Source organism: Bradyrhizobium sp. T-1 (genome assembly GCF_053592855.1).
Genome location: NZ_CM132115.1, coordinates 4,545,552 through 4,568,555 on the forward strand (window position 1 = coordinate 4,545,552; position 23,004 = coordinate 4,568,555).

Consider the following 23,004-nt stretch of genomic DNA (forward strand, 5'->3'; position numbering starts at 1 on the left):
AAGCGCGCTCCCTGACAGGCAATGGATCAGAAGACGCCCAAGGAAACGGCTACGGAACGCGAAAGCCCGCAGCAAGGCGCGGTGCGCACCGCGCTCGTCGTGCTCGCGCTGTGCTTCACGCTGGCAGTGCTCGGCCGCGGCCTGAGTGAAAGCTTCACCGTTTTCCTCAAGCCCATCGCTGAGACCTTCGGTTGGGACCGCGCGCAAGTCGTCTCGATCTATTCGCTGACGTGGTTGATCAGCGGGCTGACCGCACCGCTGGTCGGACGGCTGTTCGATCATTCCGGACCGCGCATCGTCTATGCGCTCGGCCTGTTGCTGCTCGGCTCGGCGTTTCTGATCGCAGGCCATGCGAAAGCACTCTGGCAATTTCAACTTTCGATCGGGCTGTGCGTCGGCATCGGCGTGGCCTTCATCGGCAACGTGCCGAACTCGATCCTGCTCGGCCGCTGGTTCGGCCCAAAGCTGCCGACCGCAATGGCGGTGGTTTACTCGGCGATGGGCGGCGGCGTGCTGGCGCTGCTGCCGGCTTCGCAGCTTCTGATCGATCATCTCGGCTGGCGCCAGACCTATCAGATGTTCGGCTTCGCCGCTTTGGGCCTGCTGGTGCCGCTCATGCTGCTGCCGTGGCGGCTCTTTGCAGCAGGCTCGCCACACGTGGTGAAGAAGACCGATCCGGATTTCATCGATGACGGCTGGACACTTCTCAGCGCAATGCGCCACCACGCCTTCTGGGCGCTGTTCTCGACCTTCTTCTTCACCGCCGTCGGCATGTATGCGATCGCGGCCCAGATCGTCGCCTATCTGATCGATGCAGGCTTTCCGCCTCTCCAGGCCGCAACCGCCTGGGGCTTTTCCGGCGTGGTTCTGGTGTTCGGCATGTTAGGGGTCTCGGCGCTCGACGGGCTGATCGGACGCAGGCCATCGGTGCTGCTGAGCTACGCGATCTCGATCCTCGGCATCGCCCTGCTCTGGCTGTTGCAGTACTCCCCGAACCTCATCCTGCTCACCGGCTTCGTCGTCTGCTTCGGCAGCATGATGGGCTCGCGCGGGCCGCTGATCACGGCAACCGCCATGAAGATCTTTCGGGGCAAGCGGGTCGGCACCATCTACGGCACCATCTCGATCGGCAGTGGCCTCGGCTCTGCGTTCGGGTCCTGGAGCGGCGGCCTGATCCATGACGCGACCCACGGCTACAACGCACTGCTCGTTTTCGCGCTTGCGAGCGTGGTGCTCGGGATGATTCCGTTCCTGATCGTGCCCGCCTTACGGCGCTAGGTATCCCAGGGGTAACCTGATCTCATTCGTGTCACCGGGGAACTACGGGCGGCCGTGACGCGTATACGCTCAGAAAATGCGAATGGTACGCGGCTGAAATCACAGCCTGCGGTGTTTTGTCCGACATGACAAAAATGTCAGCGCAAATTGACCTGGCGCAGCTTGCAGGGCGGAACCGAATGCGGTCCTAGTCGCAGCATTGGATGGAGGGCACAAACCAATGAACTTTCCTTATCTCACTCGCTTTCAGCCGGTTCTCTTGAGCCTGTTTCGCTTCATCACCGGCCTGCTGCTGTTCCAGTATGGCGTAGCCAAGCTGTTCAAGTTCCCGGTGCTCCCCTACTTCGCGGACATCCCGCCGCTGATCTATGCGGCCGGCACGCTCGAGCTGGTGCTCGGTGCGGCGCTGATGCTCGGCCTGTTCACCCGCCTCACGGCCTTCATCCTGTCGGGTGAAATGGCCTTCGCCTACTTCATGGGCCACATGCTCAAGACCGGCACGCCGGTGTTCCTGCCGCTGCTCAATGGCGGCACCGCCGCGATCCTGTTCTGCTTCGCCTGCCTCTACATCTCGGCAGCAGGCGGCGGCTCGGTCAGCGTCGACGCCCTGCTGGGCAAGGAAAGCGAGGCGTCGGGCGGCGCCTTCGCACGGCGCTGACGCGCTCAACGGACCAACACTTCGTGAGACGGCGCCGGCGATTTGCCGGCGCCGATTTAGCGCGACCCCAGCACGTTCCAGATCAGGACGAGGGCCGCTACGAGCAGTAAGGACATGACGAGACGGTGAACGAATCGGTTCATTGCGGGTCCCGTCAGCCTCCCTCACCCAACAAATTCCAAGATCGATTTTTCAGCGCACGCCAACACGGTGCAATCGTAGCTTCGCGGCTAACGCCGTGCGAGGCCGCAGCCGCTCGAAAGCGGCCTTGCCGATCCCGTCGAGCTGTCGCTGGACTGCGACGACGGCAGCTCGTCGATCGGCGTGTTCTGCTTGCCGGTATTGAACTCGAAGATCTTGCGGAACAGGCCCGGCGCCATCGCCGAGATCGGATTGACGCGCATCACCGGCGCCGCCGGCGTGCCGACGACCTCGTAGGTGACGCCGATCAATCCTTCCTTGTCGCCACCGCCGAGAAAGATGCCGAACAACGGAATCTGGCCAAAGATGTTGTTGACGCCGTACATCGGCACGAAGGTGCCGCTCATGCACACCTGATTGCCGGGATAGTCGATCGAGCCCTCGATGGTGGCGCCGATCATCGGTCCCTTGACCACGCCGTCGCGGATCGTCAGCGCGCCATTCTGCCGGGTGAACTCCGCGCGCAACGCGCTGAAGGAGACACCGGTTCCGCCTGGCGTGCCGTTCGGCGCGCCGGCCGCAACGCGCTCGAGTTGCGCTTCGCCCTTCACCGTGAAGTCGCGCACGTTGATGAGACCTTCGCGCGCCGTGTTCGGCTCCGACGTTGGCGGCTCCATCGCCACCACCATCTGGCCGCCGACCGCCTTGGTATAGGTGTCGGTGAACTTCAGCAGCGATCCAGCATCGTTGGTCTGGAGGTAGATCACCTCGCGGCTGCCCTGCGCCCGTCCGCCGCGCAGATCGGCCGCCACCGGGGTGTTCTGGCCGATCCTGCCGCTGAGCGAGAACGCCTTGATGGCCCCGCTGCGCTTCGACATCTTGGCGTCGACGCTGCGCATCGTCTCGCCATTGAATCCGGCGACCGTGCCGAGCTTCACGTCGATGTCGAAATCGACGTTCTTGAGCTTGCTCTTGCTGTCGTCCTTGGAATTCCCTGAGATCGCCGACTTCAGGAAACCGCGGCCGTCGAACACGTCGCCGCGCATCGTGCCGCGGACCACGCCGTCCTGGCCGCGCTCCACCTTCAACGACGTCTTGTCACCGTCGGACGGCGAATAGGTCGGGAAGTTCGCATTCATGAGGTCGCCGTTCGGATCGACTTCCAGCGAGCCTTTGATCGAGGCACCGCCGCCTTCGATGACGATGTCCTCGAGCCGCGTCGATTGCGCCGTCGGCACCACCTTGAACGTCGCTTTGCTCGACTTCCCCGGCAGCTTGACCCAGCCGGGAAGGATGTTGTCGAGCTTGACCGAGGTCAGGTCGGCCTCGATGCCGAGCTTCGTCGTCTGCTCGGGGCCGCCGGCAATCTTGCCGGACACCTTGACCGGCACCGACCCGCTCACGGCCGGACTGAGATCGAAGCCCAGTCGTGCACGGCCGGCATCATCCAGCGTCGTCTGCAGCTTGACGTCCGCGTCGCCATCGGTCGCCTTGCGATAGTCGAGCGAGGCCGCCTGCCCGTTGATCTTGACGTCGCCCTTGACCTGATAGCCCTGGTTGTTGGCGACGATCTTGAGATTGTTGGCCTCGAGCTTCTGGTTCATCACCAGCTTGTCGGCGGCAAAGCCGTTGAGATCGGCGGTGACGGCGTAGACCGTATCCGACTTGGTCAGTTCGCCTTTGACCGGCAGGCCGAGCTGGATGTTGGCCGTGAACGTGCCCTTGCTGGTGTTGGGATCGACGACGGTCGACGACAGATCGCTGAGCCGATCATTGGAGAGCATCTCGGCCGCCGCCGGCACCGGGCCCTCGACGCGGAAGCGGGTCCGCGACGGTGACGGCTTCGGCGCCATGTCCGGCACCTCGAAGGTGAAGTCGGAGATCGTGATCTTGCGGCCCGCGGGCGTGTCGGCAATGCCCTGCCCGATAGTCACGGTGGCGGTGCGTCCGGTCACGTGCGCCTTGAGGTCGGCGTCGTGCACCACCGGCATGCCGTCCACGGGGCGAACCGCGACGCCGCTCGCGACGATGTTGACCGACAGGCCGTCATCGGGGATCGGCGGCCCCTTGCGCGGAAGGTTCCTGGTCGGCGAATTGATCCCGACCTCGATGCGCTGGAGCGTGCCGCGCTCGATCCGCTCGATCACCCATTGGCGCAACTCCGGCACCACCAGTGTCGGCCACATCCGCTTCAGCGCGGAGGCCGACATCGGCGTTCCCGCAAAGCCGAGCGTCAGGCGCGGCTCGCCGGAATAGTCGATCGCGCCGGTGCCGGCGACGCCGATCTCGCCATTGCTGATATCGGCCTGCGTCAGCAGCATGCGCTTGTGGTCGGTGTCGAAGCGGAAGCCGATCGCAATGCGGTTGAAGACGAGCGGCGGCTCGTTGTCGATGCCGCCCAGCAGGATCGAGCCGCCGCTGAAGCCGAGTTGCCAGTCGTTGACGGTGCCGTTGGGAGGCTCGAGATGCGCCAGCAGCGTCAGACGGTTCGCGCCCGAGAGGATCTTGAAAGGCGCGACCAGCACCCGCCGTCCCGCATCCCACTCGACATTGATCTCGGCCTGGTCGATCGCCATTGGATAATCAGGCGTGTCGGTGTCGATGATGTTGCCCGCGCCGACCGCGATCTTGCCCCGGAAGAACGTCGGAACACCGTCGCGGCCAAGCTCGCCCTTGAGCTCGCCGGTCAGAGGCAGATCGGCCGTATAGGTGAGATCCTTCACGCGCAGTGCGAGCAGGATGTTGGAAGTGGAGACCTTGTCGGCACGGATATCGACCGAACGCACGCCATTCTCGGCTGGCCCGATCGTGGCGCGCAACGACCACGGATGCGCTCCCTCCTCGCCGAGGCTGAGCGTGACGCCACCCTGGCTCGGCCGGCGCAGGCTGAGCGTGATGTTCTCAAACGCCCATTTGCTGCCGCGCTGCTGGTCGTCAACGATCAGATTGCCGTTCTTGAGACCGATCTCGTTGAGGTTCTGGCCGTCGAGGCCGGTCATGCTCAGGCTATCGAGCCAGTCGAGGCCCTGAAGGATTCCACTCTGCGCGACGGCTTGGGGTGCTGCCTGAGACGCGTCCGGGGTCGCAGGCGCCATCCCGAAAGGCGGCGGCGGCACGCCGTTCCGCGGGAATGTCGGCGGCAGGCCTGCTTCCTTCTTGGATGCGACGCCGGTTGCCAGCGGTTTCGCCGTATCGCCGGCGGACACCGTGACAGTCCCGTCAGGTGCAATCCGGATGGCAAGCTCGGCATCGACGAGGTTGAGGCTTTCGGCACGCAGATGCCCGGTGAGAAGTGCGACCCCCGACAGCCGCACCTCAGCCTTCGGTGCGCTGGCAACAATGGCATGGTCATGGTCGCGAACGATGATGTCGCGGATGCGCACAGCAATCCTGATACGCCCGGCGCGCTCGATTTGTGTGCCGCCGACCTCTACGGTGTTGCCGTGGCCGATATTGTCCTCGATCGCGGCGGCGAGCCAGGGTGTTGCCATGTCGAGATTGATGGGGCCGGCGCCCAGCCGCCACCACAGCGCGCCAAAGCAGCCGACGAAGATGACGATCAGGGCACCGATGACGACGGACATCCGGCGAAGCCAGCGACCGCTCGGAAGCACCCGCCGAAAGGCCGAGATGCCGTCACCGACACGGAAGCGCGAGTTGGAACGCGACAACAGGCGGCGTGCGCGATGCCCCGCCTCCTCTTCCTGGTCTTGATCCCAGTCGGCCTCGTCCCATTCCGGCTGCGCGTCATGACCGCCGTGCCGATCGAAGTCCCGATTGTGATCCTGGGGCGACGTATTCCTAGCCATTGCCTCTCGATACAGGCGCCCATCGTAGGATGAAGCGCCGCCGGGACTGCAGCCGTCGGCGGGAATCGATGCTCCCCGCGCCGGCATTGCCGCCATGCCTCGAATGTTCCTGCTGTTCGTCATTTCGCCCCGGGAGCGCGTTCAACGAGCAGTGGGGTGGTGCGTGGAATTCCTTGTAACCATACTCCGGCGCCGCCAAACTTGCCCAGCCGAGGGCGCGAATCCGGCTTGCCGGACGAGAGCTGCAATACCGCTTCGGTTGACCCGCCGAAAGCGACGAAAGGAAGGCGTATGTCCAAGAAATCCCGAAAGAAATCGTCCAAAACGCCCTCCGGCAGTTCAACAGCAAAAAGCAAGCCCCTCAAAACACGGGCCGCGACTCAAACACGTGGCGCCAAAACACAGCCGGCGTCGGCAAGCAAATCAGGCAAAGCGGGCCCAAAGGCAGCATCGCATAAGGCCGCATCGAAACGGTTAAAATCTTCTGAAAAGGCATCTGAGCCCGCCGCTGCGGCCTCCGGCGCCAAATCCGCTCTGGTCGAGGGCCAGAAGGCCCCGGCGTTCCGCCTGCCCCGCGACGGCGGCAATGTCGCCGCCTCCGCGGATTACGCCGGCCGGAAGCTGGTGCTGTTCTTCTATCCCCGCGCCGACACGCCGGGCTGCACCCGCGAGGCGATCGACTTCACCCGGCTCAACGACGCTTTCGCCTCTGCCGGCACCGCCGTGCTGGGCATCTCGGCCGATCCGTTAAAGGCCCAGGAGAAGTTTCGTGACAAGCACAGCCTCGGTATCCCCCTGATCTCGGATGAGCAGCACGAGATGCTGGAGGCCTATGGGGCCTGGGGCGAAAAGTCCATGTATGGCAAGAGCTTCCTCGGGGTTCTTCGCACCACCGTATTAATCGGCGCCGACGGCAAAGTGGCCAAGGTCTGGCGCAATGTCCGGGTCGACGGACATGCCGATGAGGTGCTGACAGCGGCAAGAGGTCTTTAACCAGCGCGTTAAAATCGAGCGTTCCCGTTTCCGGAAAATTAACCATGACCAGCCCAGATTGCCGCGGCAATTAGGCCGCAAGGAACCGTTCCGACCGGCGCGGGAGTGCCGATGTCGAAAAGTTCTGCCCAATATTCGCAGTCCCCCCAACATCATCCCCACGACCACGGGCGTGCCTTTCATCGCCGTCCGGCCACAGCTGCGGCGGCAGTCGCCATCCCCCTCGCCGACACCGATGACGCCTACACCATCCTGCATCACGGCAAGCAGGTTCGCTTGGGACCGGTGGTGTTCTGGATCGTCGTCGGCACCGTCGTCTTGCTCGGGCTGTGGTCGGCGGCGACCGCCACCTATTTCGCCTTCCGCGACGACGTCCTGACCCGGCTGATCGCTCGCCAGGCCGAGATGCAATACGCCTATGAAGACCGCATCGCCGAACTGCGCGCCAAGGTCGACCGCACCACCAGCCGCCAACTGCTCGACCAGGAGCAGTTCGACCAGAAGCTCGATCAGATCATGAAGCGCCAGACGGCGCTGGAGTCCCGGGCCACGGCGCTCGGCGCCATGCCTGATGTCACCGGATCGATTCCACGCGCGACGCCGCAGCGCGGCGACGCCAGCCAGACGACGACGCAAGGTACGCCCAAACCGTCGCCGATCAGCGACACCGTGATTTTCGTGGCGCCGCCCGATCGCGAAGCGCGGCTCGAATCACGCGCGCCGGCGGTGATGGCGCCGCCAGCCAACCAATTTGCCAAGAACCAGGGGTTTGACAATGTCCTGGTTCGGCTCACGACCTCGCTCGACCAGGTCGAGCGCCGCCAGGTAGCGGCGCTCAACGCCGTCGAGGAGGGCATGGATTCGCGGATGCGGCGGATGCGCGGCGTGGTCAGCGACCTCGGCCTGAACATCGCCAGTCTCGAAGCCGCCGTGCCGCGTGCCGCGATGGGCGGCCCGTTCGTGCCGGTGAAGCTCACCGCCAATGCAGGCTCGTTCGAGAAGCAGCTCTATCGTATCAATATCACCCGCGCCGAGATGGACCGGCTCAACCGCACCCTGGCGCAGGTGCCCTATCGCAAGCCCGTCATCGGCGAGGTCGAATTCACCTCGGGCTTCGGCGTGCGCAGCGATCCCTTCCTCGGCCGGCCGGCGATGCATACCGGTCTCGACTTCCGTGCCGCGACCGGCGATCCCGCGCGCGTCACGGCCAACGGCAAAGTGATCTCGGCCGGCTGGTCCGGTGGTTACGGCCGCATGGTCGAGGTCGATCACGGCAATGGGCTGTCGACCCGCTACGGCCATCTCTCCGAGATCAACGTCAAGGTCGGAGAAATCGTGAAGATCGGCCAGGTCATCGGCCTCGTCGGATCGACGGGACGTTCGACCGGCCCGCATCTGCACTATGAGACCCGCATCGATGGCGAAGCCGTCGACCCGCAGAAGTTCTTGCGCGCCGGCGTACGCCTCAGCGCGGGTTAGCTAGCGCTGTCGGACGCGACGCGCCGACAGGCCTCGAAGCGAGAAATCGCAGCATTCACGCGCAATCCGCGCGATCTGCCCGGCCAGCGGATCGACGAAGTCGGTCCGCGTCACGGCAAAGTACCTGATCTGCGGGATGGGTGGCGAAGTCCTAATCGTGCGCAAGAGACCGATCTCGATCTCATGCCGGAAATACTGCTCGGTCAGGAAGGTGATGCCGAGCCCGGCCACGGCCAGCGCCGAGAGCACGCTGAGACTGTTGCACTTGACGACGCGGTTGAGCTTGATACCGCTCGCGCCCAGCCAATCCAGAACAAGCTTCTGTAAGCCCGATCCTTCGCCCTGAGTGAGGATCGGGTATCGCGCGATCTCGTCGAGCGCGGCCGCGTCAGCCTTGGGGCCGACGCCGGGCGCCGACATCCATTGCAGCGTGACGCTGTCGAGCGGCAGCGCGTTGAAATCGGCACTGGCCGGCGGATCAAGACCAATGACGAGATCCAGCCGACGATCGGCGAGCTTATCGAGCAGCACGACGCTGGATTCGACTTCGGGCTCCGGAATGACCGCCGGATAGGCCTCCTTCATGGCCACGATTAGCTTCGGCAGCCAGGTCAGCGCTACCAGCTCGGTGACGCCGAACCGGAACGCGCCACTGAACGCCAATGGTCCCGCTGCGACCTGACGCATGCGCGCCTCGAGCTCCAACAGCTCTGCTGCGAGTTCGATCAGGTTTTCACCGCTGCGCGTCAGGCTGATCGTTCGACCGTTGCGATCGAACAGCGCGCTCCCGACCGCGGCTTCCAACTCGGCGATGCGCTTGGAGATGGTCGATTGCGCCAGGTTCAGCCGCTCCGCGGCGTCAACCACGCCGCCCAATTCGGCAATCCAGTAGAAGGCTTCGACCTGCTTCAACGTCAGGCTCACCATGGTCGCGACACCCATAAATCGAAAAAAGCGATCATATACCTAGAAAAATATTCACTTTTCTTCAAGTCTACCGCGGGGCAGGCTTCGCGGAACATCTGCGCTCCCGCGCACAGCCCTTCGGTTTTGCTCATGCTCCTGCCCGGCCATCGACTGCTTCCCTCGCCGCCCTCCGTCCCGCCCGCGACCATCGCCGACTTTGCCGCCGCGCAAGTCGCGATTGTCTCTGACAACATGAATCGGCTGCACGGCACGCGCGCGCTTCGGCCGCTCCATGGCAGCGCCCGCCTGATCGGCACCGCGATCACCGTCAAGACGCGCGCCGGCGACAATTTCATGCTGCACAAGGCCTATGAGCTGCTGCGACCGGGCGACGTGCTCGTGGTCGATGGCGGCGGTGATCTCAACCAGGCACTGGTCGGCGAGATCATGATGACGCGCGCCAAGGCGATGGGGGTTGCCGGCTTCGTCATCGACGGCGCCGTCCGCGACGTCGGCGCGTTCGCGGAAGCCGGCTTTCCCTGCTTCGCACGCGGTGTCACGCATCGCGGTCCCTACAAATCAGGTCCCGGCGAGATCAACGTGCCCGTTTCGATCGATGGCATGGTGGTGATGCCGGGCGACGTCATCCTCGGCGACGAAGACGGCGTTGTCGCCTTCGACCGATCGGTTGCAGCAGAGCTGCTCGCGCGGGTCAAACAGCAGGAGGCGCGCGAAGCCGGCGCGCTGGCCGCCATCCGCGAGGGCCGTCTCGACAATTCCTACATCGGCACCGGACCCGCGCCCGCCCAGGGAGCCGCCTCATGAGCCGCACGGCTGCCATCGCCCTCGCCCCGAGGGTTCAACGGATCAAGCCGTCGCCGAGCATGGTCGCACGGGACCTGGTCCGCCAGCTCCAGGCCGAGGGACGTGACGTCATCGATCTCACCGCCGGCGAGCCGGATCTGGACACCCCGAAGCACATCCGCGCAGCGGCCGCTGCCGCGCTCGAAGCGGGAGAGACGCGCTACACGCCGGTCAATGGAACGCCAGCGCTGCGCAAGGCGATCATCGCAAAGCTCTCGCGCGAGAACGGCGCTCGCTACGCCATGAACGAGATCTCCGTCGGCGGCGGCGCCAAGCAGGTCATCTACAACGCGCTCGCCGCCACCCTCGGCGCCGGCGATGAGGTGATCATCCCCGCGCCCTATTGGGTCTCCTATCCCGACATGGTCGAAGCCTGTGACGGGACGCCTGTGATCGTGAGCTGCGGCGAGAACTCCGGATTCAAGCTGTCAGCCGAGGCCCTCGCCCAAGCGATCACCGCCAAGACGCGCTGGCTCATCCTGAACTCCCCGTGCAATCCCACCGGTGCGTTCTATTCCGCCGCCGAGTTGGCTGCGCTGAGCGAAGTGCTGCTGCGCCACCCCCATGTCGCTGTCATGACCGATGACATCTACGAGCACATCCGTTTCGACGGTGGCGCAACGCCGTGCATCGTCGCCATCGAGCCGCGCTTGACGGAGCGGACCTTGCTGGTCAACGGCGTCTCCAAGACCTACGCCATGACCGGCTTCCGCCTCGGCTATGGCGCCGGGCCCGCGCAACTCATCGCAGCCATGAACACGATCCAGTCGCAGTCGACGTCCTGCACGTCGGCCATCAGCCAGGCCGCAGCGACCGCCGCGCTCGAAGGCGATCAGGGCTTCGTCGCGGAGGCCCGCGAGATGTATCGCCGTCGCCGCGATCGTGCCGTCGCCATGCTCAACGACATTCCCGGCCTGTCTTGCCTTGCGCCCGATGGTGCCTTCTACGTGTTTCCGTCTTGCGCCGGCCTGATCGGGAAGACCACGCCCGAGGGCAAGGTCCTGAAGTCGGATCTGGATGTCGTGATGCACTTTCTCGATGCCGCCGGCGTTGCAGTGATCGATGGAACGGCCTACGGCATGCCATCCTATCTGCGCATGTCGATCGCAACTTCGTTGCCCAAGATCGAGGAAGCCTGCACTCGGCTCGCGCGATGCTGTGCGGCGTTGCGCTAACCGCTGAAGGACAAAGGAGAAGAGCCATGAGATTACTAGAGGTCGCCGCCGGACTCCTGATCCTTGCCGGCGTTGTCAACGTGGCCAAGGCCGACGAGCTCGCTGACGTGAAGGCCCGCGGCAAGCTGGTCTGCGGGACGCTCGGCACGGCCGAGCCGTTCAGCTTCCAGGACCCGAAGACGCGGGAGATCGTCGGATACGACGTCGACATGTGCCGCAAGGTCGCAGAGTCCCTCGGCGTCGCGCTCGAGCTCAAGCCGATGGCGGTCGAGGCCCGCATCCCCGAGCTGTTGCAGGGTCGGGTCGACATCCTCGCCGCCAATCTCGGCTGGACCAAGGAGCGCGCGCAGCAGATCGACTACAGCTACTCGTACTTCGTCAGCGAGCAGAAGGTGCTTGTATCCGCCGATTCCGGTATCGCCACCTTGGAGCAGCTATCGGGCAAGCGGGTCAGCGCGCTCAAGGGATCGTCTTCGGAACAGGGCGTCAGGCGCGTCATACCAACGGCAGAAACCGTGACGTTTCAGGATTCGTCCTCGGCCTTCCTTGCGGTCGTTCAGGGAAAGGTCGACGGCTTCTGTGCTTCGGAGCTGATCCTGGTGAAGCTGCGCAAGCAGGCCCAGGCCTCCGCGCCGATGTCGATCGTCGAAAAGTCGGTCTTTGTCGAGCCGTGGGGACTCGGCGTCCGCAAGGGTGAGGCCGCCTTCAAGGACCACGTCAACAAGGTGCTGACCGGGCTGGATGCGTCCGGAGAGGCCGGCAAGATTTTTGCCAAATGGTTTGGCCCCGATACCGTCTATGGCATGAAGCTCGATTTCAAGATCGAGGAGATCAAGGGCTGATCCCTCGCCGCCGCGCGAAACCGAGCATCGGGAGAGCATGACTTAACGATGGGCTATGTCTTCGACCCGGCCGCAGTCCTGACCGGCCAATATCTGGACTGGTTCATCTGGGGACTGGCGACGACGATCGCGCTGACGGTCGCGGCCTGGCTGCTCGGGATGACGATCGGGATCATCCTGACGCTGGTCCGTATGCTTCCGTTCAGGCCGCTCGAATGGCTGGTCGCGGCTTACGTCGAATATCATCGCAACGTTCCGCTGCTGGTCCAGATCCTGGTCTGGTATTTCGGCGTCCCGCAACTTCTGCCGCGCGCCATCCGCATGTGGGTCAACAGCCACCACAGCGAGTTTCTGCTCGCCATGGTGGCGCTCGGCCTCGCCAGCGCGGCCTATATCACCGAGGATCTGCGCAGCGGAATTCGTTCGATCCCGAAGACGCAATATGAGGCGGCGCGCTCGATCGGGTTCAACTATCTCCAAGCGATGAGCTACGTGATCCTGCCGCAGGCGCTGCGCATCGTGATTCCGCCGCTGATCAACCAGACCCTGCTCCTGTTCAAGAACACCAGCCTCGCCATGGCGATCGGCGTCGGTGAGCTTACCTATCGCACGCGCGAGGTCGACAGCTACACGTTCAAGACGTTCGAAGCGTTTGCGGTCGCGACCATCATTTATCTTGCGATCTCCTTTGGGATCATGGCGCTCGGCGCCTTCGCCAACCGGCGGCTGAAGCTCGAGTTGCGCTGATGCTGGAGATCCTCGAGAACAACTGGCTTCTGTTCCTGATCGGGCAATACCCGCATGGCCCCGTTGGCGGCCTCGCCATGACGCTGTTCCTCGCGGTTGTCGGACTATCTCTCAGCTTTCCGGTCGCAGTCGCGCTCGCGCTGGCGCGTCTCAGCTCGCATGGCTGGCTCCGCGGACCGGCAACCGCCGTGGTCTACATTGTGCGCGGCTTGCCGCTGATCATGTTCATCTTCTGGACCTATTTCGCGCTGCCGCTGTTGACCGGACGTACGGTCGGAGGCGTCGAAACGCTGCTCTTCGCGCTTGTCGTCTACGAAGCGAGCTATCTGTCGGAGATCATCCGTGCCGGAATCGAAGGCCTGCCAAAAGGCCAGACTGAGGCGGCAAAGGCCCTTGGCCTCGGCTATTTTCCGACCACCTTCAAGGTCATCCTGCCGCAAGTCCTGCACAACATGATGCCGAGCCTGGTCAGCCAGTTCGTCTCCACCATCAAGGAGACCTCGCTCGGCTATGTCATCAGCGCCAACGAGGTGACCTTTGCGGCGAGCCAGGTCAACAACCAGCTCATGACGCAACCGTTCGAGGTCTACGGCCTGCTGGCGCTGACCTATTTCACGCTTTGCTTCACCCTGACATCGGCGGCGCGCTGGCTGGAGCGACGGCTGGCAGCTGAGCGTGGTGGGCTCGGCGTCCAGACGGCGTGAGGGCAGAAATGATCCGCTTCGAGGCCGTGGAGAAATGGTTTGGTCAGCAGCAGGTGCTGGCTGGCGTGACCGGCGACGTGAAGCGCGGCGAGGTCGTCACGCTGCTGGGTTCATCCGGCTCCGGCAAATCCACGCTCATCCGCACGGTGACGCGCCTCGAAGCGATTCAAGGCGGGAAAGTGCTATTCGAGGGTGTCGATCTCGCCGGGCGTGGCGTCGATATCAACCGTTTGCGCCAGCGCGTCGGATTCGTGTTCCAGGCGTTCAACCTGTTTCCGCATCTCACCGCGCTCGGCAACATTACGCTGGGGCTGGAGCGCCTGCGGAAAATGTCCAAGCCTTTGGCTAGAGAGCGCGCGATGACCGAGCTCGACCGCGTCGGGCTGGCAGACAAGGCCGACGCCCTGCCGTCGCGCCTGTCCGGCGGCCAGCGGCAACGCGTTGCGATTGCACGCGCGCTGGCGATGGATCCGGACGTCATGCTGTTCGACGAGCCGACCAGCGCGCTCGATCCGGAGATGGTGGGCGAGGTGCTGCGGGTGATGAGGACGCTTGCGCAGAACGGCATGACGATGGTTGTCGTCACGCACGAGGTCGGATTCGCCCGTGAGGTCGCAGACACCGTCTGGTTTCTGGACAAGGGTCAAATCGTCGAGAGCGGTCCGCCGGCCGAGGTCCTTGATCGTCCCGGTCACGAGCGGTTGCGCTCCTTTCTCGCGAAAGTGCACTAAGGCGTCATTTAGCGCCGGCCGCCGCCCATCCCGCCTCCAGGACCGCCGAAACCGCCACCACCCATTCCGCCACCCGGCCCCATCGGACCTCCACCGGGCGCGCCAAAACCGCCCGGACCTGACGGGCCGCTTGGCCCCGACGGCGCGGGACCGGGACTGCCAGCGGGACCGGATCCGGGCGCTCCCGGCGCGCCGGGCTGACTGTTGCCCGGGCTTGGCGTGCCGCGATCCGGATGCATGATCGAACCACCGGGCGACCGGCCGGGATTGCCGCCGCCGGGCTGCGGAGCGCCCGGCGCTGGGCTGATCGCCTGCGTCGACTCGACTTGCAAGCCACGCGAGCGATCGAACACACCGTTGACGACCATGCGCGCTTCGCCCGCCGCCGGCCCAAAGCGCGAACTGTCGCGCGCGACAAGCCCCGAGCCCAGCTGCAGGCTGGAGCCCGCACGCTGCACATAGGCCTCGATCGAGAGGCGGCTCGCGCCAACGAGATCCGAGAAATCGTCGATGCGCGTGTGTGCAGCCTGCATCCTGCCCTGGCTCGTGCTGCCCTCGATCTGGACGCGCTGGCCGACCAGCAAGGGATCGACGCCGTTCAGCTTCAGTCCGCCGATATGCAGGCCGTCAGGCCCGCGCTCGACCAGACCCGTGACGCGCTCAGCGGTGTCCTTGCGCGGCTCGACCAGGCTCGCGACGATCACACCGTCGGTCCGGCGCAATCCATAGACGGCCACCTGCGCGCCCGCGCGAAGCTTGCTGTCCTTGCTGCCGGCCACGATCTTCTGGCCGAGTACCGTCAGCTCGTTGCCCTTCACCTGCTCGATCGGGCCGGAGACCTCGCTCGCAATCGCGATGTTGCGGGTCACGAGCGTGCCGTCGGCCTGCCGCGTCGCGACCACGCGCGCGAGCTGGCCGATGCGCAGCGCCTTCGGGCTCGCCGCCTCGCCGTCGATACGCACCGGCACATCGCTCGCATAGGTGACGCGCTCGCCGTTGACGTAGATGCTGCCGAAACGCTGGATTACGCCGACGATGCCGGTGCCGCCGATGCCGTGATCGTCACCGCGGGTGATTCCGGTGCCGCCAATGCCCTGATCCGTGCCGCGCTTGACCTGCGCACGCGCGATCTCGGTTCCGGCGAGCCAGAACCCGGTCAGCAGCAAACGGCGTGAGATCAGCGGCGGCCGGCTCATGAGGAGCTGCCCTCCTTGCCGCCGTCCTTACTCGCATCCTTCTCGCTCTGCTCATCGGCGTCTTCGCTGTAGATGTAGATGCCGAAATTCCAGCGGGCGTCGCCGCCTTTGTCCTTGGCGAGCGCGCGATTGGCCTCGCGATTGGCGGTCTTCAGCGCGTCCATCGCGAGCTCGCGCGAACGCGCCTCGAGGCGTTTGGCCAGCTTCGGCGAGATGTTGTTGTAATGGACCGCGCGTTCGAGGAAGCGCGGTGCCAGCCCCGACACGTTCTCGGCGGCAGCCGCGATGTGGTCGTGCAGATTGCGGCCGAGATAGTGCCATTTGCTGTCGTCCGCGCCGCTCGGAACGAAGGCCGCCTCGACCAATTCGATCTCGTCGGCCGCGTTGATGGTGACGAGCTTGCGGTCGATCCATTCGTCGAGCACCGCACGCGGGCGCACATCCTTGGTGACGGAGGCAACGAGTTGCTCGAATGACGGCGCATCGCCCTCGGCGGTGCGCGGCAATGCCAGCGGCTCGCCCCTCGCATCGGTGAATTCAGGCGCGGCGAGCCAGCGCGCGATCACCGCGCTCGTCAGCGACAGCGCCGCCGGCGTTTCGTGGACCGGCGCGCCGGCGCCGCGCAACCGCGCCACCTCCTTGCGGTGGATGCCGGTGAGCAGGCTGACGCGGCTGTCGGTCTGCTCTTTGCCCTCCAGCGCGAAATCATGCTCGGCGACGTTGACGAAAAGCTCGCGGAGCAATTGCGCCAGCGCCGGAAACGTCATGCCGCTGCGGATACAGAGCCGCACGAGCGGGCGCAGCAGCCGCGCCAGCGGCGCGTGCAGCTTTGCTGCGGCATTCGGCTCTGGCGCCGCCGCTTTGGGCCCGGACTTGGCATTCATGTCTGAATTGTACCCGCGCCATACGTGGGACACAATCCCACATTTTTCCATTTTGAGATTGACGTGGTAAATTTTCCCACGTACACGAGACGCCACTGAGGGCACGACGTAGAGGGACACGACACCCATGGCCGACCGCCTGGTCCGCATTTCCAGTTCACCGCGTGCTGTGCCGTTTCCCGATCGGAGCCGGGCCACCACGATCGAGCCGATGCTGCCGGCGCTGCTGCGCGGCGTGATCTTCATCTCGGTGCTATCAGCACCGTTCGTTGCAGCGCTGCTCGCGGGCTGACGCCACCATGCATCACACCAGTTCTCCCCCGCGCCGCCCGTCGGTGCTGCACATCTTCAAGATCTACTATCCCGACCTGTTCGGCGGGACGCTGACGGTGATCCGTGACATCTGCGCCAGCCTGAAGGACGCCTTCGCCTCGGCCGTGCTGACCTGCTCGCAATCGGCCGAGAAAGGCGAGATCATCGTCAACGACGTGCCGGTCGAGCGCGTCCGCTCGTTCGGCAATGTGCTGTCGCTGCCGGCGGCGCCCGCCTACCCTTGGCGGCTATGGCAGAAGATCGCCGAGCACGATCTGCTGGCGCTGCATGCGCCCTTCCCGCTCGCCGACCTCGTTTTCGCCCTCGGCTTCGGCCGCAACCGGCCGCTGGTGGTGCACTGGCATGCCGACATCGTCACCCATGCGGGCCTGCGCTGGTTCGTCGAGCCGCTGATGCGCCAGACGCTGTGTCGGGCCAAGGCGATCATCGTCTCCGACCGCGTGCTGATCGAGGCGACGCCGTTGCTGCGCGAATTCGAAGACAAATGCCATGTCGTTCCGTTCGGCATCGACACCAGTGTCTATGACTGGCCGAAGATCGAACCCCACCACGTCAACGATCGCGGTCGCCTCGTGCTCGCCTGCGGCCGGCTGGTACCCTACAAGGGGTATGACGTGCTGATCCGCGCGGCGGTCAATCGCAAGTTCGAGGTCTGGATCATCGGCGAGGGCGCCGAGCGGGCCCGGCTCGAGCAGCTGATCGCCGAGCTTGGCCTCGGTGAGCGCGTCCGCCTGCTCGGCTCCGTCAATGACTGCGAGCGCATCAAGCTGATGTGCCTTGCCGACGTCTTCGTGATGCCATCCGTCACCAATGCCGAGACCTTCGGCCTCTCCCAGCTCGAGGCCATGGCCGCCGGCCGGCCCGTGGTGAACACCGCCCTCGACACGGCGGTGCCCCGTGTCGCCCGACATGGCATGGAGGCGATCACCGTGCCGCCGGGCGAAGCTGAAGCGCTTGGCGCGGCCATCGACGCTCTGATCAGCGATCCCGAGCGCCGCCGCCGCATGGGGCTATCCGCCCGGACCCGCGCTGTGAGCCGTTACTCCGCCACGGCTTTCAGGGAAGGCATGGAATCGGTCTATCGCTCGGCGGTCGCGGCGCCTTGCGACAAGCCGGCGCCCGCGGATGATCAACCGGAGGAGACCAGCTGGTTCGACAGCATCCGGATCGCCGCCGCGCTCGCCTGGTCCGATATGCGCCACCGCTATGTGCGCTCGCTCTTGGGCCCCTTCTGGATGTCGCTGCAGATGGCGATCGTGGTCGCGGTGCTCGGCTCGGTGATCGGGCAAATGTCGAATGCCGACATGCTGGCGCGGCTGCCGATGCTGGCGCTCTCGATGACGGCATGGACCTTCCTCAACAGCGTCGTGCTCGACGCAACCACCGCGCTCCAGAACTCCGCAAGCCTGATCCGCGACCGGGCGCTGCCGCCGGTGATCTTCCTGCTGCAATGCACGTTCCGCCAGGGGTTGTTCGCGCTGCATAACGCCTGCGTCCCGCTCGCGCTCTGGCTGCTGCTCACGCCGCACGATCTCTCCGGCGCGCTCACAGCGCTGCCCGGCCTGTCGCTTTTCGTCATCTGCACCTTCGCACTGAGCCTCGTGCTCGGCGCGCTGGCAACCCGGTATCGCGACCTCAAGCCGATCATCGAGTCCACCTTGATGCTCGCCTTCCTCGCCTCGCCCGTGATCTGGTCCGCCGACATGGTCAATCATCGCTCGACCGTGATGCGGCTCAATCCGCTGACGCATCTGTTCGCGGTGTGGCGCGAGCCGCTGGCCGGCGGCCATGTCGATGCGACCAGCATCATCTATGTCCTGGTCGCGCTGGCGCTGTTGCTCTGTGCGAGCGTGCTGACCCTGGTCCACTTGCGTAAAGCCGCCTTCTGGATCTGACCGATGGCCTCGATCAGCCTGCGCAATGTCTGTCTCGACTATCCGCTCTACGGAGCCTACGACTTCTCGCTGAAGCGGCGCCTGATCGGCCACCTCATCCGCGAGAAGGGCGAGATGCGGATCGTCCGCGCTGTCGATCATGTCACGATCGAAGCCGAGGCCGGTGCGCGCATCGGGCTTGCCGGCCCCAACGGCTCCGGCAAGTCGACGCTGCTGCGGCTGATCGCCGGCGTCTATCCGCCGAGCAGCGGCCGCGTCGCGATCAAGGGCAATGTCGTGCCCCTGCTCGGCCTCAACGCCGGCGTGAACCTCGATTTCGTCGCTGACGACAATATCGCCCTGCTGCTGCGGATCAGCGGCCGCAAGCCGACGCGCGCCGCGATCGACGAGATCTGGGCCTTCACCGAGCTCGAAGAGCGCATGCAGCGACTGCCGTTGCGGATGTTCTCCTCGGGTATGCTGATGCGCGTGCTGTTTGCCACCGCAACTGCCTTTCCCGCCGACATCCTGCTGCTCGACGAATGGCTGAGCGTGGTCGACGAGCGCTTTGCCGCGAAGGCCGAGCAGCGGCTGCAGAACCTGGTCTCGCAGGCCGCGATCGTGATCATCGCCTCGCACGACCAGCCACTGCTGCGCCGCACCTGCACCAGCATCATCAATCTGGATCACGGCCGCATCGCCTCGACCGTCACCGTCGAGCAACCGTCGGCTCTTTCCTTCGAGCTCCGCGAGAAACGCGCATGAAGCAGAACATCCTCGTCGTGTCCGAGTCACTCGGACAACCCAACCACAAGCGCGGCATCTTCCACTTCACCCGGGAATTGACGCGCTCGCTCGCCTCGGAAGGCCACGACCTCACGTTGCTCGTGGAGACCTCGAAGCGTTACCGCAAGCTGTGCCGGCGCGAGCGGCGCACGAGGTTGTTTCCGGCGCAGGCGCGCAACATCGAGTTGCTCGCGCTTTATCGCTTCCTGGACGAAGTCAATATGAGTGGACCGATGACGCTCAGCGGCACAAGCCGCAAGTTCGATTGGCTCCGTCACAGGGGCGGCATGTTGCTGTCGCGGGACAACCTCCTCTGCCTCCTGGGCGCGATCGGCCTGCGTAGCCCAGGCGCACGGCTGATCGAGAACCGGACCGCCGCCCTCGAATACATTCCGCCGGACCTGAGCCATCTCGAACTGTTCCGCGCCTTTCAGCTCGAGCCTGGATTCTTCAACTATCAGGACTCCTCGGCCTTCTTCCTACTGCCGCCGCCGCGGATCGACGCACGCGACTACGACGTCATCGTGGTGGATACCCCGACACGGGTTGCGATCAAGCGCAGGCCGGACGCCAAGGTGATCTGCGTGGTGCACGATTTGCTGCCGCTCACCGACCTCAAGCTCAGCGACATTGCCACGCGGCAGTTCCTGGCGCGAATCCGCACCAGTCTGCGCCAGGCTGACGAGCTCGCCTTTGTTTCACACTATAGCATGATGCGGTTCAGGGACCTGTTGCCGCAATTTGCTCACGTACCGGCGCGGGTCGTGTATCCCCGCACCCGGTTCGACGCCCCGGATGTCCTGCACCTCCCAGCCCCGTCGGGGCGTCCGGGGCGGCCGAACTTCGTCATCATCGTGTCGAACGAGCCGCGCAAGAACGTCGCCACCGTCATCCGCGCCTTCCGCAACATCCCTCAGGCCGATCTCGTCGTGATCGGATATGCTGGCCAGATCAGCCAGATGCGCAATCTTCCGAAGAACGTCCGTTTCGCCGGCTATGTCGACGAGCAGGAGAAGGCCGCGCTGATCGCGGAGGCACACGGCCTGATCATGCCGAGCCTCGCCGAGGGCTTTGGCATCCCGATCATCGAAGCGCTCGCCGCCAATACGCCGGTGCTGTGCTCGGACATCGCCGTGTTCCGTGAGGTCGCGGGCGAGCTTGCAGACTATTTCGATCCGTTCGCGCCAGAGTCGATCGTCGCCTCAGTCACCCGCGTGCTGGCGCGGCAAGAGGAGTCCCGCGGCAAGATCCGGGCCCGGCGCCCCGAGCTTGCCGAGCGCTTCGGCTACCAGACCCAGGCCCGCGATTTCCTCGGGCAGTATCTGCCGCCGGAGCGCCTGGTCGCGGCGCAATAGTGAGCATGATCGCCGAATCCGCTCCGTGCGCGAGCCTCGCCGCGGCGCCGGCCCGGCAGGGCTCGGCCACGCTGATGCGCGCCGCTGATGTGCTCGCCGCACTGATCGCGGCGTCGCTGCCGTGGTCGACCACGGTCCCGTCGATCTTCGTCGGGCTCTGGCTGCTCGTGGTGACGCCGATCATCGACTGGCGAGACTATGCACGCCGCCTCGCACAGCCCGCTTACGCCCTGCCCTTCGTCGTCCTGCTGCTCGCGCTTCTGGGCACGCTGTGGTCGGACGGCGATTGGACCGACCGGCTGCATGCGATCAAGCCGGTCGCAAAGCTCGTGCTGATCCCGCCGCTACTCTATCACTTCAGCCGGTCCGAGCGCGGCTTCACGGTTTGCGCAGCCTTTCTGGTCTCCTGTGCGCTGCTTGCGGTGTACTCCTGGATCGTGCTGCTCAATCCCGCCCTGAAGCTGACCGCAACGGCGTCTGCCGGCGTTCCCGTCAAGAACTACATCGACCAGAGCCAGGAGTTCACGCTGTGCGCCATCGCGCTCGCGCTACCGGTGCTGAACTTCTTGCGCGGCGGTAGCATGATCGCGACGGCGGCCTGCCTCGCGCTGATCCTGCTGTTCGTGACCAACATGGTGTTCGTCGCCTCGGCCAGGACGGCGCTGCTCTGCATCGGCGTTCTGCTGATGCTGTTTGCCTGGCGGCACCTCAGTCGGCGCGCGGCGCCGCTGTTGTTCGCAAGTGCTGTCGCGGCAAGCGCACTGGCCTGGACCGCATCGCCCTATCTGCGCCAGCGCATTGCCGACGTCGCCGTGGAATATCGGCACGGACGCGAGGACATCAGCCACGCCTCGACCGCACAGCGCCTGACCTATTGGCGCAAGGCTGCAGCCGCCTTTGCCGAGGCCCCGCTGTTCGGCCACGGCACGGGCTCGATCAAGCGGCAGTTCGAGCGCGCCGCCTCGACCGAGAGCGACCTCGATGCCGAGATCGTCAGCAATCCGCACAACCAGACCCTGCACGTCGCCGTGCAATGGGGACTGCTGGGCGTCGTCCTGCTTTACGCCCTATGGATCGCGCATCTTCGCCTGTTCACGGGGGATGGTCTTGCCGCCTGGATCGGCCTCGTCGTGGTCGTGCAGAACATCGTGAGCTCACTCCTGAACTCGCACCTTGTCGATTTCCACGAGGGCTGGATCTATGTGCTCGGCGTCGGCGTGGCCGGCGGCATGGTCCTGAAAGGGCAAGCCGCTCCCGACTACTGGCTGCGCTCGTGGTGTGGAAATTCTTCAGGCTTGCCGCCTGCCTCGTGACATCGTCGGGCGAGAGCCGGAACTTTACCGACGCGCTGCAATATTCTCAGGGCACGTCCGTCGATCACAATCAAAGCGCTACCGATGACGATCGCGCCGGCGATCTCGCGCATGGAGATCGGCTCGCCCAGCACCAGCCATCCGAGCAGGATAGCGGTGACGGGAATGAGCAGCGTCACCAGCATGACGTTGGTCGCACCCGAGCGCTGCAGAATCTGAAAGAAGACGAAATAGGCGAGCGCCGTCGAGAGCGCGGCGAGGCCGAGCACCGCAAGCCAGGTCGCCAGGCCCGGCATCGGTAGCCGCCACGGCTGCTCCACCACGCCGGCGACGAGAGCCATCATCAACGTGGAGGCCATCAGTTGAAATGTCGCCGTGCCAAGCGGCGGCGAGTCTTTCAACAGCCGCCGCGCGGCGAGCGCCGCAAAGCCATAGCTGAGCGCGCCGCCAAGACAGAGCAGGATGCCGAGCCCCTGCCCGGTCCGCGTCTCGATGCCCCATCCGCGCAGGATGATCACGCCGGCAAGGCCAAGCGCGACGCCAGCCACCCGCCGCGCCTGCAACGCCTCTTCACGTGCCGCTGCCATCACCAGCACGGTGAACAGCGGCGTGGTCGCGTTGAGGACCGACGCCAGGCCGCTCGGGATAAAAATCTGGCCGATTACGATCAGCGAGAACGGGATGACGTTGTTGAGGAGTCCGATCACGAGGAACGGCTTCCAGCCGCTCATACCCCTGGGAAAGCTGATCCCCTGCATGCGCAGAAGCGGCAGCAGCATGGCCGCGCCAAGGACAACGCGCAGGAACACCAGCGTCAGCGGCGGCAACTCGCGCAGCGCGGCGCCGTTGAAGAAGAACGAGCCGCCCCAGAGCATCGAGAGCAATGCGAGCAGCGACCAATCTCGCGCGTCGATCCGGTTGTCGTTCGGGGGCATG

Annotated in this window: 20 protein-coding genes; 15 read left to right on the plus strand and 5 right to left on the minus strand. The window is 65.0% G+C overall.

Annotation, left to right across the window (positions count from 1 at the left end; genetic code table 11):
* Positions 1 to 21 precede the first annotated feature (21 nt).
* On the plus strand, positions 22 to 1,278 hold the full coding sequence (locus tag ACWAT4_RS22115; RefSeq protein ID WP_212427756.1) for an MFS transporter: 1,257 nt from the start codon (positions 22 to 24) through the stop codon (positions 1,276 to 1,278).
* 220 nt (positions 1,279 to 1,498) lie between these two features.
* The gene (locus ACWAT4_RS22120) at positions 1,499 to 1,936 is read left to right on the plus strand and encodes a DoxX family protein (RefSeq protein ID WP_212299657.1); all 438 of its coding nucleotides are present in this window, start codon (positions 1,499 to 1,501) and stop codon (positions 1,934 to 1,936) included.
* A 230-nt stretch (positions 1,937 to 2,166) separates the two neighbouring features.
* Here the strand turns inward: ACWAT4_RS22120 and ACWAT4_RS22125 are convergent, their stop codons facing one another.
* Entirely contained in the window at positions 2,167 to 5,973 is a 3,807-nt protein-coding gene (locus tag ACWAT4_RS22125) for a YhdP family protein (RefSeq protein WP_449731244.1), read from the minus strand.
* A gap of 204 nt (positions 5,974 to 6,177) precedes the next feature.
* Between ACWAT4_RS22125 and ACWAT4_RS22130 the strand changes: the two genes are divergently transcribed.
* Both ACWAT4_RS22130 and ACWAT4_RS22135 read left to right on the plus strand, forming a co-directional pair.
* A complete protein-coding gene (locus ACWAT4_RS22130) occupies positions 6,178 to 6,879 on the plus strand; it encodes a peroxiredoxin (RefSeq protein ID WP_449728064.1) in 702 nt (233 codons plus the stop codon).
* Between the two features lie 111 nt (positions 6,880 to 6,990).
* Positions 6,991 to 8,358, plus strand: coding sequence for a M23 family metallopeptidase (locus tag ACWAT4_RS22135; RefSeq protein WP_449728065.1), 1,368 nt, complete (start codon positions 6,991 to 6,993; stop codon positions 8,356 to 8,358).
* Here the strand turns inward: ACWAT4_RS22135 and ACWAT4_RS22140 are convergent, their stop codons facing one another.
* Entirely contained in the window at positions 8,359 to 9,285 is a 927-nt protein-coding gene (locus ACWAT4_RS22140; protein ID WP_449728066.1) for a LysR family transcriptional regulator, read from the minus strand.
* Between the two features lie 129 nt (positions 9,286 to 9,414).
* Between ACWAT4_RS22140 and ACWAT4_RS22145 the strand changes: the two genes are divergently transcribed.
* The 6 genes from ACWAT4_RS22145 to ACWAT4_RS22170 are packed head-to-tail and all read left to right on the plus strand — an operon-like array spanning position 9,415 to position 14,327.
* A complete protein-coding gene (locus tag ACWAT4_RS22145) occupies positions 9,415 to 10,089 on the plus strand; it encodes an RraA family protein (protein ID WP_212299653.1) in 675 nt (224 codons plus the stop codon).
* Positions 10,086 to 11,303: an aspartate transaminase gene (locus tag ACWAT4_RS22150; RefSeq protein WP_212427761.1), complete on the plus strand. Its 1,218-nt coding sequence runs from the start codon at positions 10,086 to 10,088 to the stop codon at positions 11,301 to 11,303. The genes ACWAT4_RS22145 and ACWAT4_RS22150 overlap by 4 nt, the downstream gene beginning before the upstream one ends.
* 26 nt (positions 11,304 to 11,329) lie before the next feature.
* A complete protein-coding gene (locus ACWAT4_RS22155) occupies positions 11,330 to 12,145 on the plus strand; it encodes an ABC transporter substrate-binding protein (protein WP_212299651.1) in 816 nt (271 codons plus the stop codon).
* A 48-nt stretch (positions 12,146 to 12,193) separates the two neighbouring features.
* Complete coding sequence (locus tag ACWAT4_RS22160) at positions 12,194 to 12,892, plus strand: amino acid ABC transporter permease (protein ID WP_212299650.1); 699 nt, start codon at positions 12,194 to 12,196, stop codon at positions 12,890 to 12,892.
* Positions 12,892 to 13,596 (plus strand): amino acid ABC transporter permease, encoded by a 705-nt coding sequence (locus tag ACWAT4_RS22165; RefSeq protein ID WP_212427762.1) that lies wholly within the window; start codon positions 12,892 to 12,894, stop codon positions 13,594 to 13,596. Before ACWAT4_RS22160 ends, ACWAT4_RS22165 begins: the two co-directional genes overlap by 1 nt.
* An 8-nt stretch (positions 13,597 to 13,604) precedes the next feature.
* Positions 13,605 to 14,327 (plus strand): amino acid ABC transporter ATP-binding protein, encoded by a 723-nt coding sequence (locus tag ACWAT4_RS22170; protein WP_212427763.1) that lies wholly within the window; start codon positions 13,605 to 13,607, stop codon positions 14,325 to 14,327.
* A gap of 8 nt (positions 14,328 to 14,335) precedes the next feature.
* Here ACWAT4_RS22170 and ACWAT4_RS22175 read toward each other — a convergent pair whose 3' ends face one another.
* Positions 14,336 to 15,523 carry a DUF5666 domain-containing protein gene (locus tag ACWAT4_RS22175; RefSeq protein WP_449728067.1) on the minus strand — a complete coding sequence of 396 codons (1,188 nt, stop codon included), beginning with the start codon at positions 15,521 to 15,523 and terminating at the stop codon, positions 14,336 to 14,338.
* Positions 15,520 to 16,407 carry a DUF6502 family protein gene (locus ACWAT4_RS22180; RefSeq protein ID WP_449728068.1) on the minus strand — a complete coding sequence of 296 codons (888 nt, stop codon included), beginning with the start codon at positions 16,405 to 16,407 and terminating at the stop codon, positions 15,520 to 15,522. Before ACWAT4_RS22180 ends, ACWAT4_RS22175 begins: the two co-directional genes overlap by 4 nt.
* Positions 16,408 to 16,534: 127 nt before the next feature.
* Between ACWAT4_RS22180 and ACWAT4_RS22185 the strand changes: the two genes are divergently transcribed.
* The 5 genes from ACWAT4_RS22185 to ACWAT4_RS22205 are packed head-to-tail and all read left to right on the plus strand — an operon-like array spanning position 16,535 to position 22,068.
* Complete coding sequence (locus tag ACWAT4_RS22185; RefSeq protein ID WP_212299645.1) at positions 16,535 to 16,699, plus strand: hypothetical protein; 165 nt, start codon at positions 16,535 to 16,537, stop codon at positions 16,697 to 16,699.
* A gap of 7 nt (positions 16,700 to 16,706) precedes the next feature.
* Positions 16,707 to 18,635 (plus strand): glycosyltransferase, encoded by a 1,929-nt coding sequence (locus tag ACWAT4_RS22190; protein ID WP_449728069.1) that lies wholly within the window; start codon positions 16,707 to 16,709, stop codon positions 18,633 to 18,635.
* Positions 18,636 to 18,638: 3 nt separating this feature from the next.
* The gene (locus ACWAT4_RS22195; RefSeq protein ID WP_449728070.1) at positions 18,639 to 19,379 is read left to right on the plus strand and encodes an ABC transporter ATP-binding protein; all 741 of its coding nucleotides are present in this window, start codon (positions 18,639 to 18,641) and stop codon (positions 19,377 to 19,379) included.
* Entirely contained in the window at positions 19,376 to 20,755 is a 1,380-nt protein-coding gene (locus ACWAT4_RS22200; protein WP_212427766.1) for a glycosyltransferase family 4 protein, read from the plus strand. Before ACWAT4_RS22195 ends, ACWAT4_RS22200 begins: the two co-directional genes overlap by 4 nt.
* Before the next feature lie 5 nt (positions 20,756 to 20,760).
* On the plus strand, positions 20,761 to 22,068 hold the full coding sequence (locus ACWAT4_RS22205; RefSeq protein WP_449728071.1) for an O-antigen ligase family protein: 1,308 nt from the start codon (positions 20,761 to 20,763) through the stop codon (positions 22,066 to 22,068).
* On the opposite strand, the gene ACWAT4_RS22210 is transcribed toward ACWAT4_RS22205, so the two are convergent.
* On the minus strand, positions 22,014 to 23,003 hold the full coding sequence (locus tag ACWAT4_RS22210) for a DMT family transporter (protein ID WP_449728072.1): 990 nt from the start codon (positions 23,001 to 23,003) through the stop codon (positions 22,014 to 22,016). The two genes, ACWAT4_RS22205 and ACWAT4_RS22210, sit on opposite strands and share 55 nt — an antisense overlap.
* Position 23,004: the final 1 nt, after the last annotated feature.

Coding starts and splice junctions, on each gene's coding strand:
- ACWAT4_RS22115 (WP_212427756.1), top strand. CDS start 22: ATGGATCAGAAGACGCCCAAGGAAACGGCTACGGAACGCGAAAGCCCG.
- ACWAT4_RS22120 (WP_212299657.1), top strand. CDS start 1,499: ATGAACTTTCCTTATCTCACTCGCTTTCAGCCGGTTCTCTTGAGCCTG.
- ACWAT4_RS22125 (WP_449731244.1), bottom strand. CDS start 5,973: ATGCCGGCGCGGGGAGCATCGATTCCCGCCGACGGCTGCAGTCCCGGC.
- ACWAT4_RS22130 (WP_449728064.1), top strand. CDS start 6,178: ATGTCCAAGAAATCCCGAAAGAAATCGTCCAAAACGCCCTCCGGCAGT.
- ACWAT4_RS22135 (WP_449728065.1), top strand. CDS start 6,991: ATGTCGAAAAGTTCTGCCCAATATTCGCAGTCCCCCCAACATCATCCC.
- ACWAT4_RS22140 (WP_449728066.1), bottom strand. CDS start 9,285: ATGGTGAGCCTGACGTTGAAGCAGGTCGAAGCCTTCTACTGGATTGCC.
- ACWAT4_RS22145 (WP_212299653.1), top strand. CDS start 9,415: ATGCTCCTGCCCGGCCATCGACTGCTTCCCTCGCCGCCCTCCGTCCCG.
- ACWAT4_RS22150 (WP_212427761.1), top strand. CDS start 10,086: ATGAGCCGCACGGCTGCCATCGCCCTCGCCCCGAGGGTTCAACGGATC.
- ACWAT4_RS22155 (WP_212299651.1), top strand. CDS start 11,330: ATGAGATTACTAGAGGTCGCCGCCGGACTCCTGATCCTTGCCGGCGTT.
- ACWAT4_RS22160 (WP_212299650.1), top strand. CDS start 12,194: ATGGGCTATGTCTTCGACCCGGCCGCAGTCCTGACCGGCCAATATCTG.
- ACWAT4_RS22165 (WP_212427762.1), top strand. CDS start 12,892: ATGCTGGAGATCCTCGAGAACAACTGGCTTCTGTTCCTGATCGGGCAA.
- ACWAT4_RS22170 (WP_212427763.1), top strand. CDS start 13,605: ATGATCCGCTTCGAGGCCGTGGAGAAATGGTTTGGTCAGCAGCAGGTG.
- ACWAT4_RS22175 (WP_449728067.1), bottom strand. CDS start 15,523: ATGAGCCGGCCGCCGCTGATCTCACGCCGTTTGCTGCTGACCGGGTTC.
- ACWAT4_RS22180 (WP_449728068.1), bottom strand. CDS start 16,407: ATGAATGCCAAGTCCGGGCCCAAAGCGGCGGCGCCAGAGCCGAATGCC.
- ACWAT4_RS22185 (WP_212299645.1), top strand. CDS start 16,535: ATGGCCGACCGCCTGGTCCGCATTTCCAGTTCACCGCGTGCTGTGCCG.
- ACWAT4_RS22190 (WP_449728069.1), top strand. CDS start 16,707: ATGCATCACACCAGTTCTCCCCCGCGCCGCCCGTCGGTGCTGCACATC.
- ACWAT4_RS22195 (WP_449728070.1), top strand. CDS start 18,639: ATGGCCTCGATCAGCCTGCGCAATGTCTGTCTCGACTATCCGCTCTAC.
- ACWAT4_RS22200 (WP_212427766.1), top strand. CDS start 19,376: ATGAAGCAGAACATCCTCGTCGTGTCCGAGTCACTCGGACAACCCAAC.
- ACWAT4_RS22205 (WP_449728071.1), top strand. CDS start 20,761: ATGATCGCCGAATCCGCTCCGTGCGCGAGCCTCGCCGCGGCGCCGGCC.
- ACWAT4_RS22210 (WP_449728072.1), bottom strand. CDS start 23,003: ATGCCCCCGAACGACAACCGGATCGACGCGCGAGATTGGTCGCTGCTC.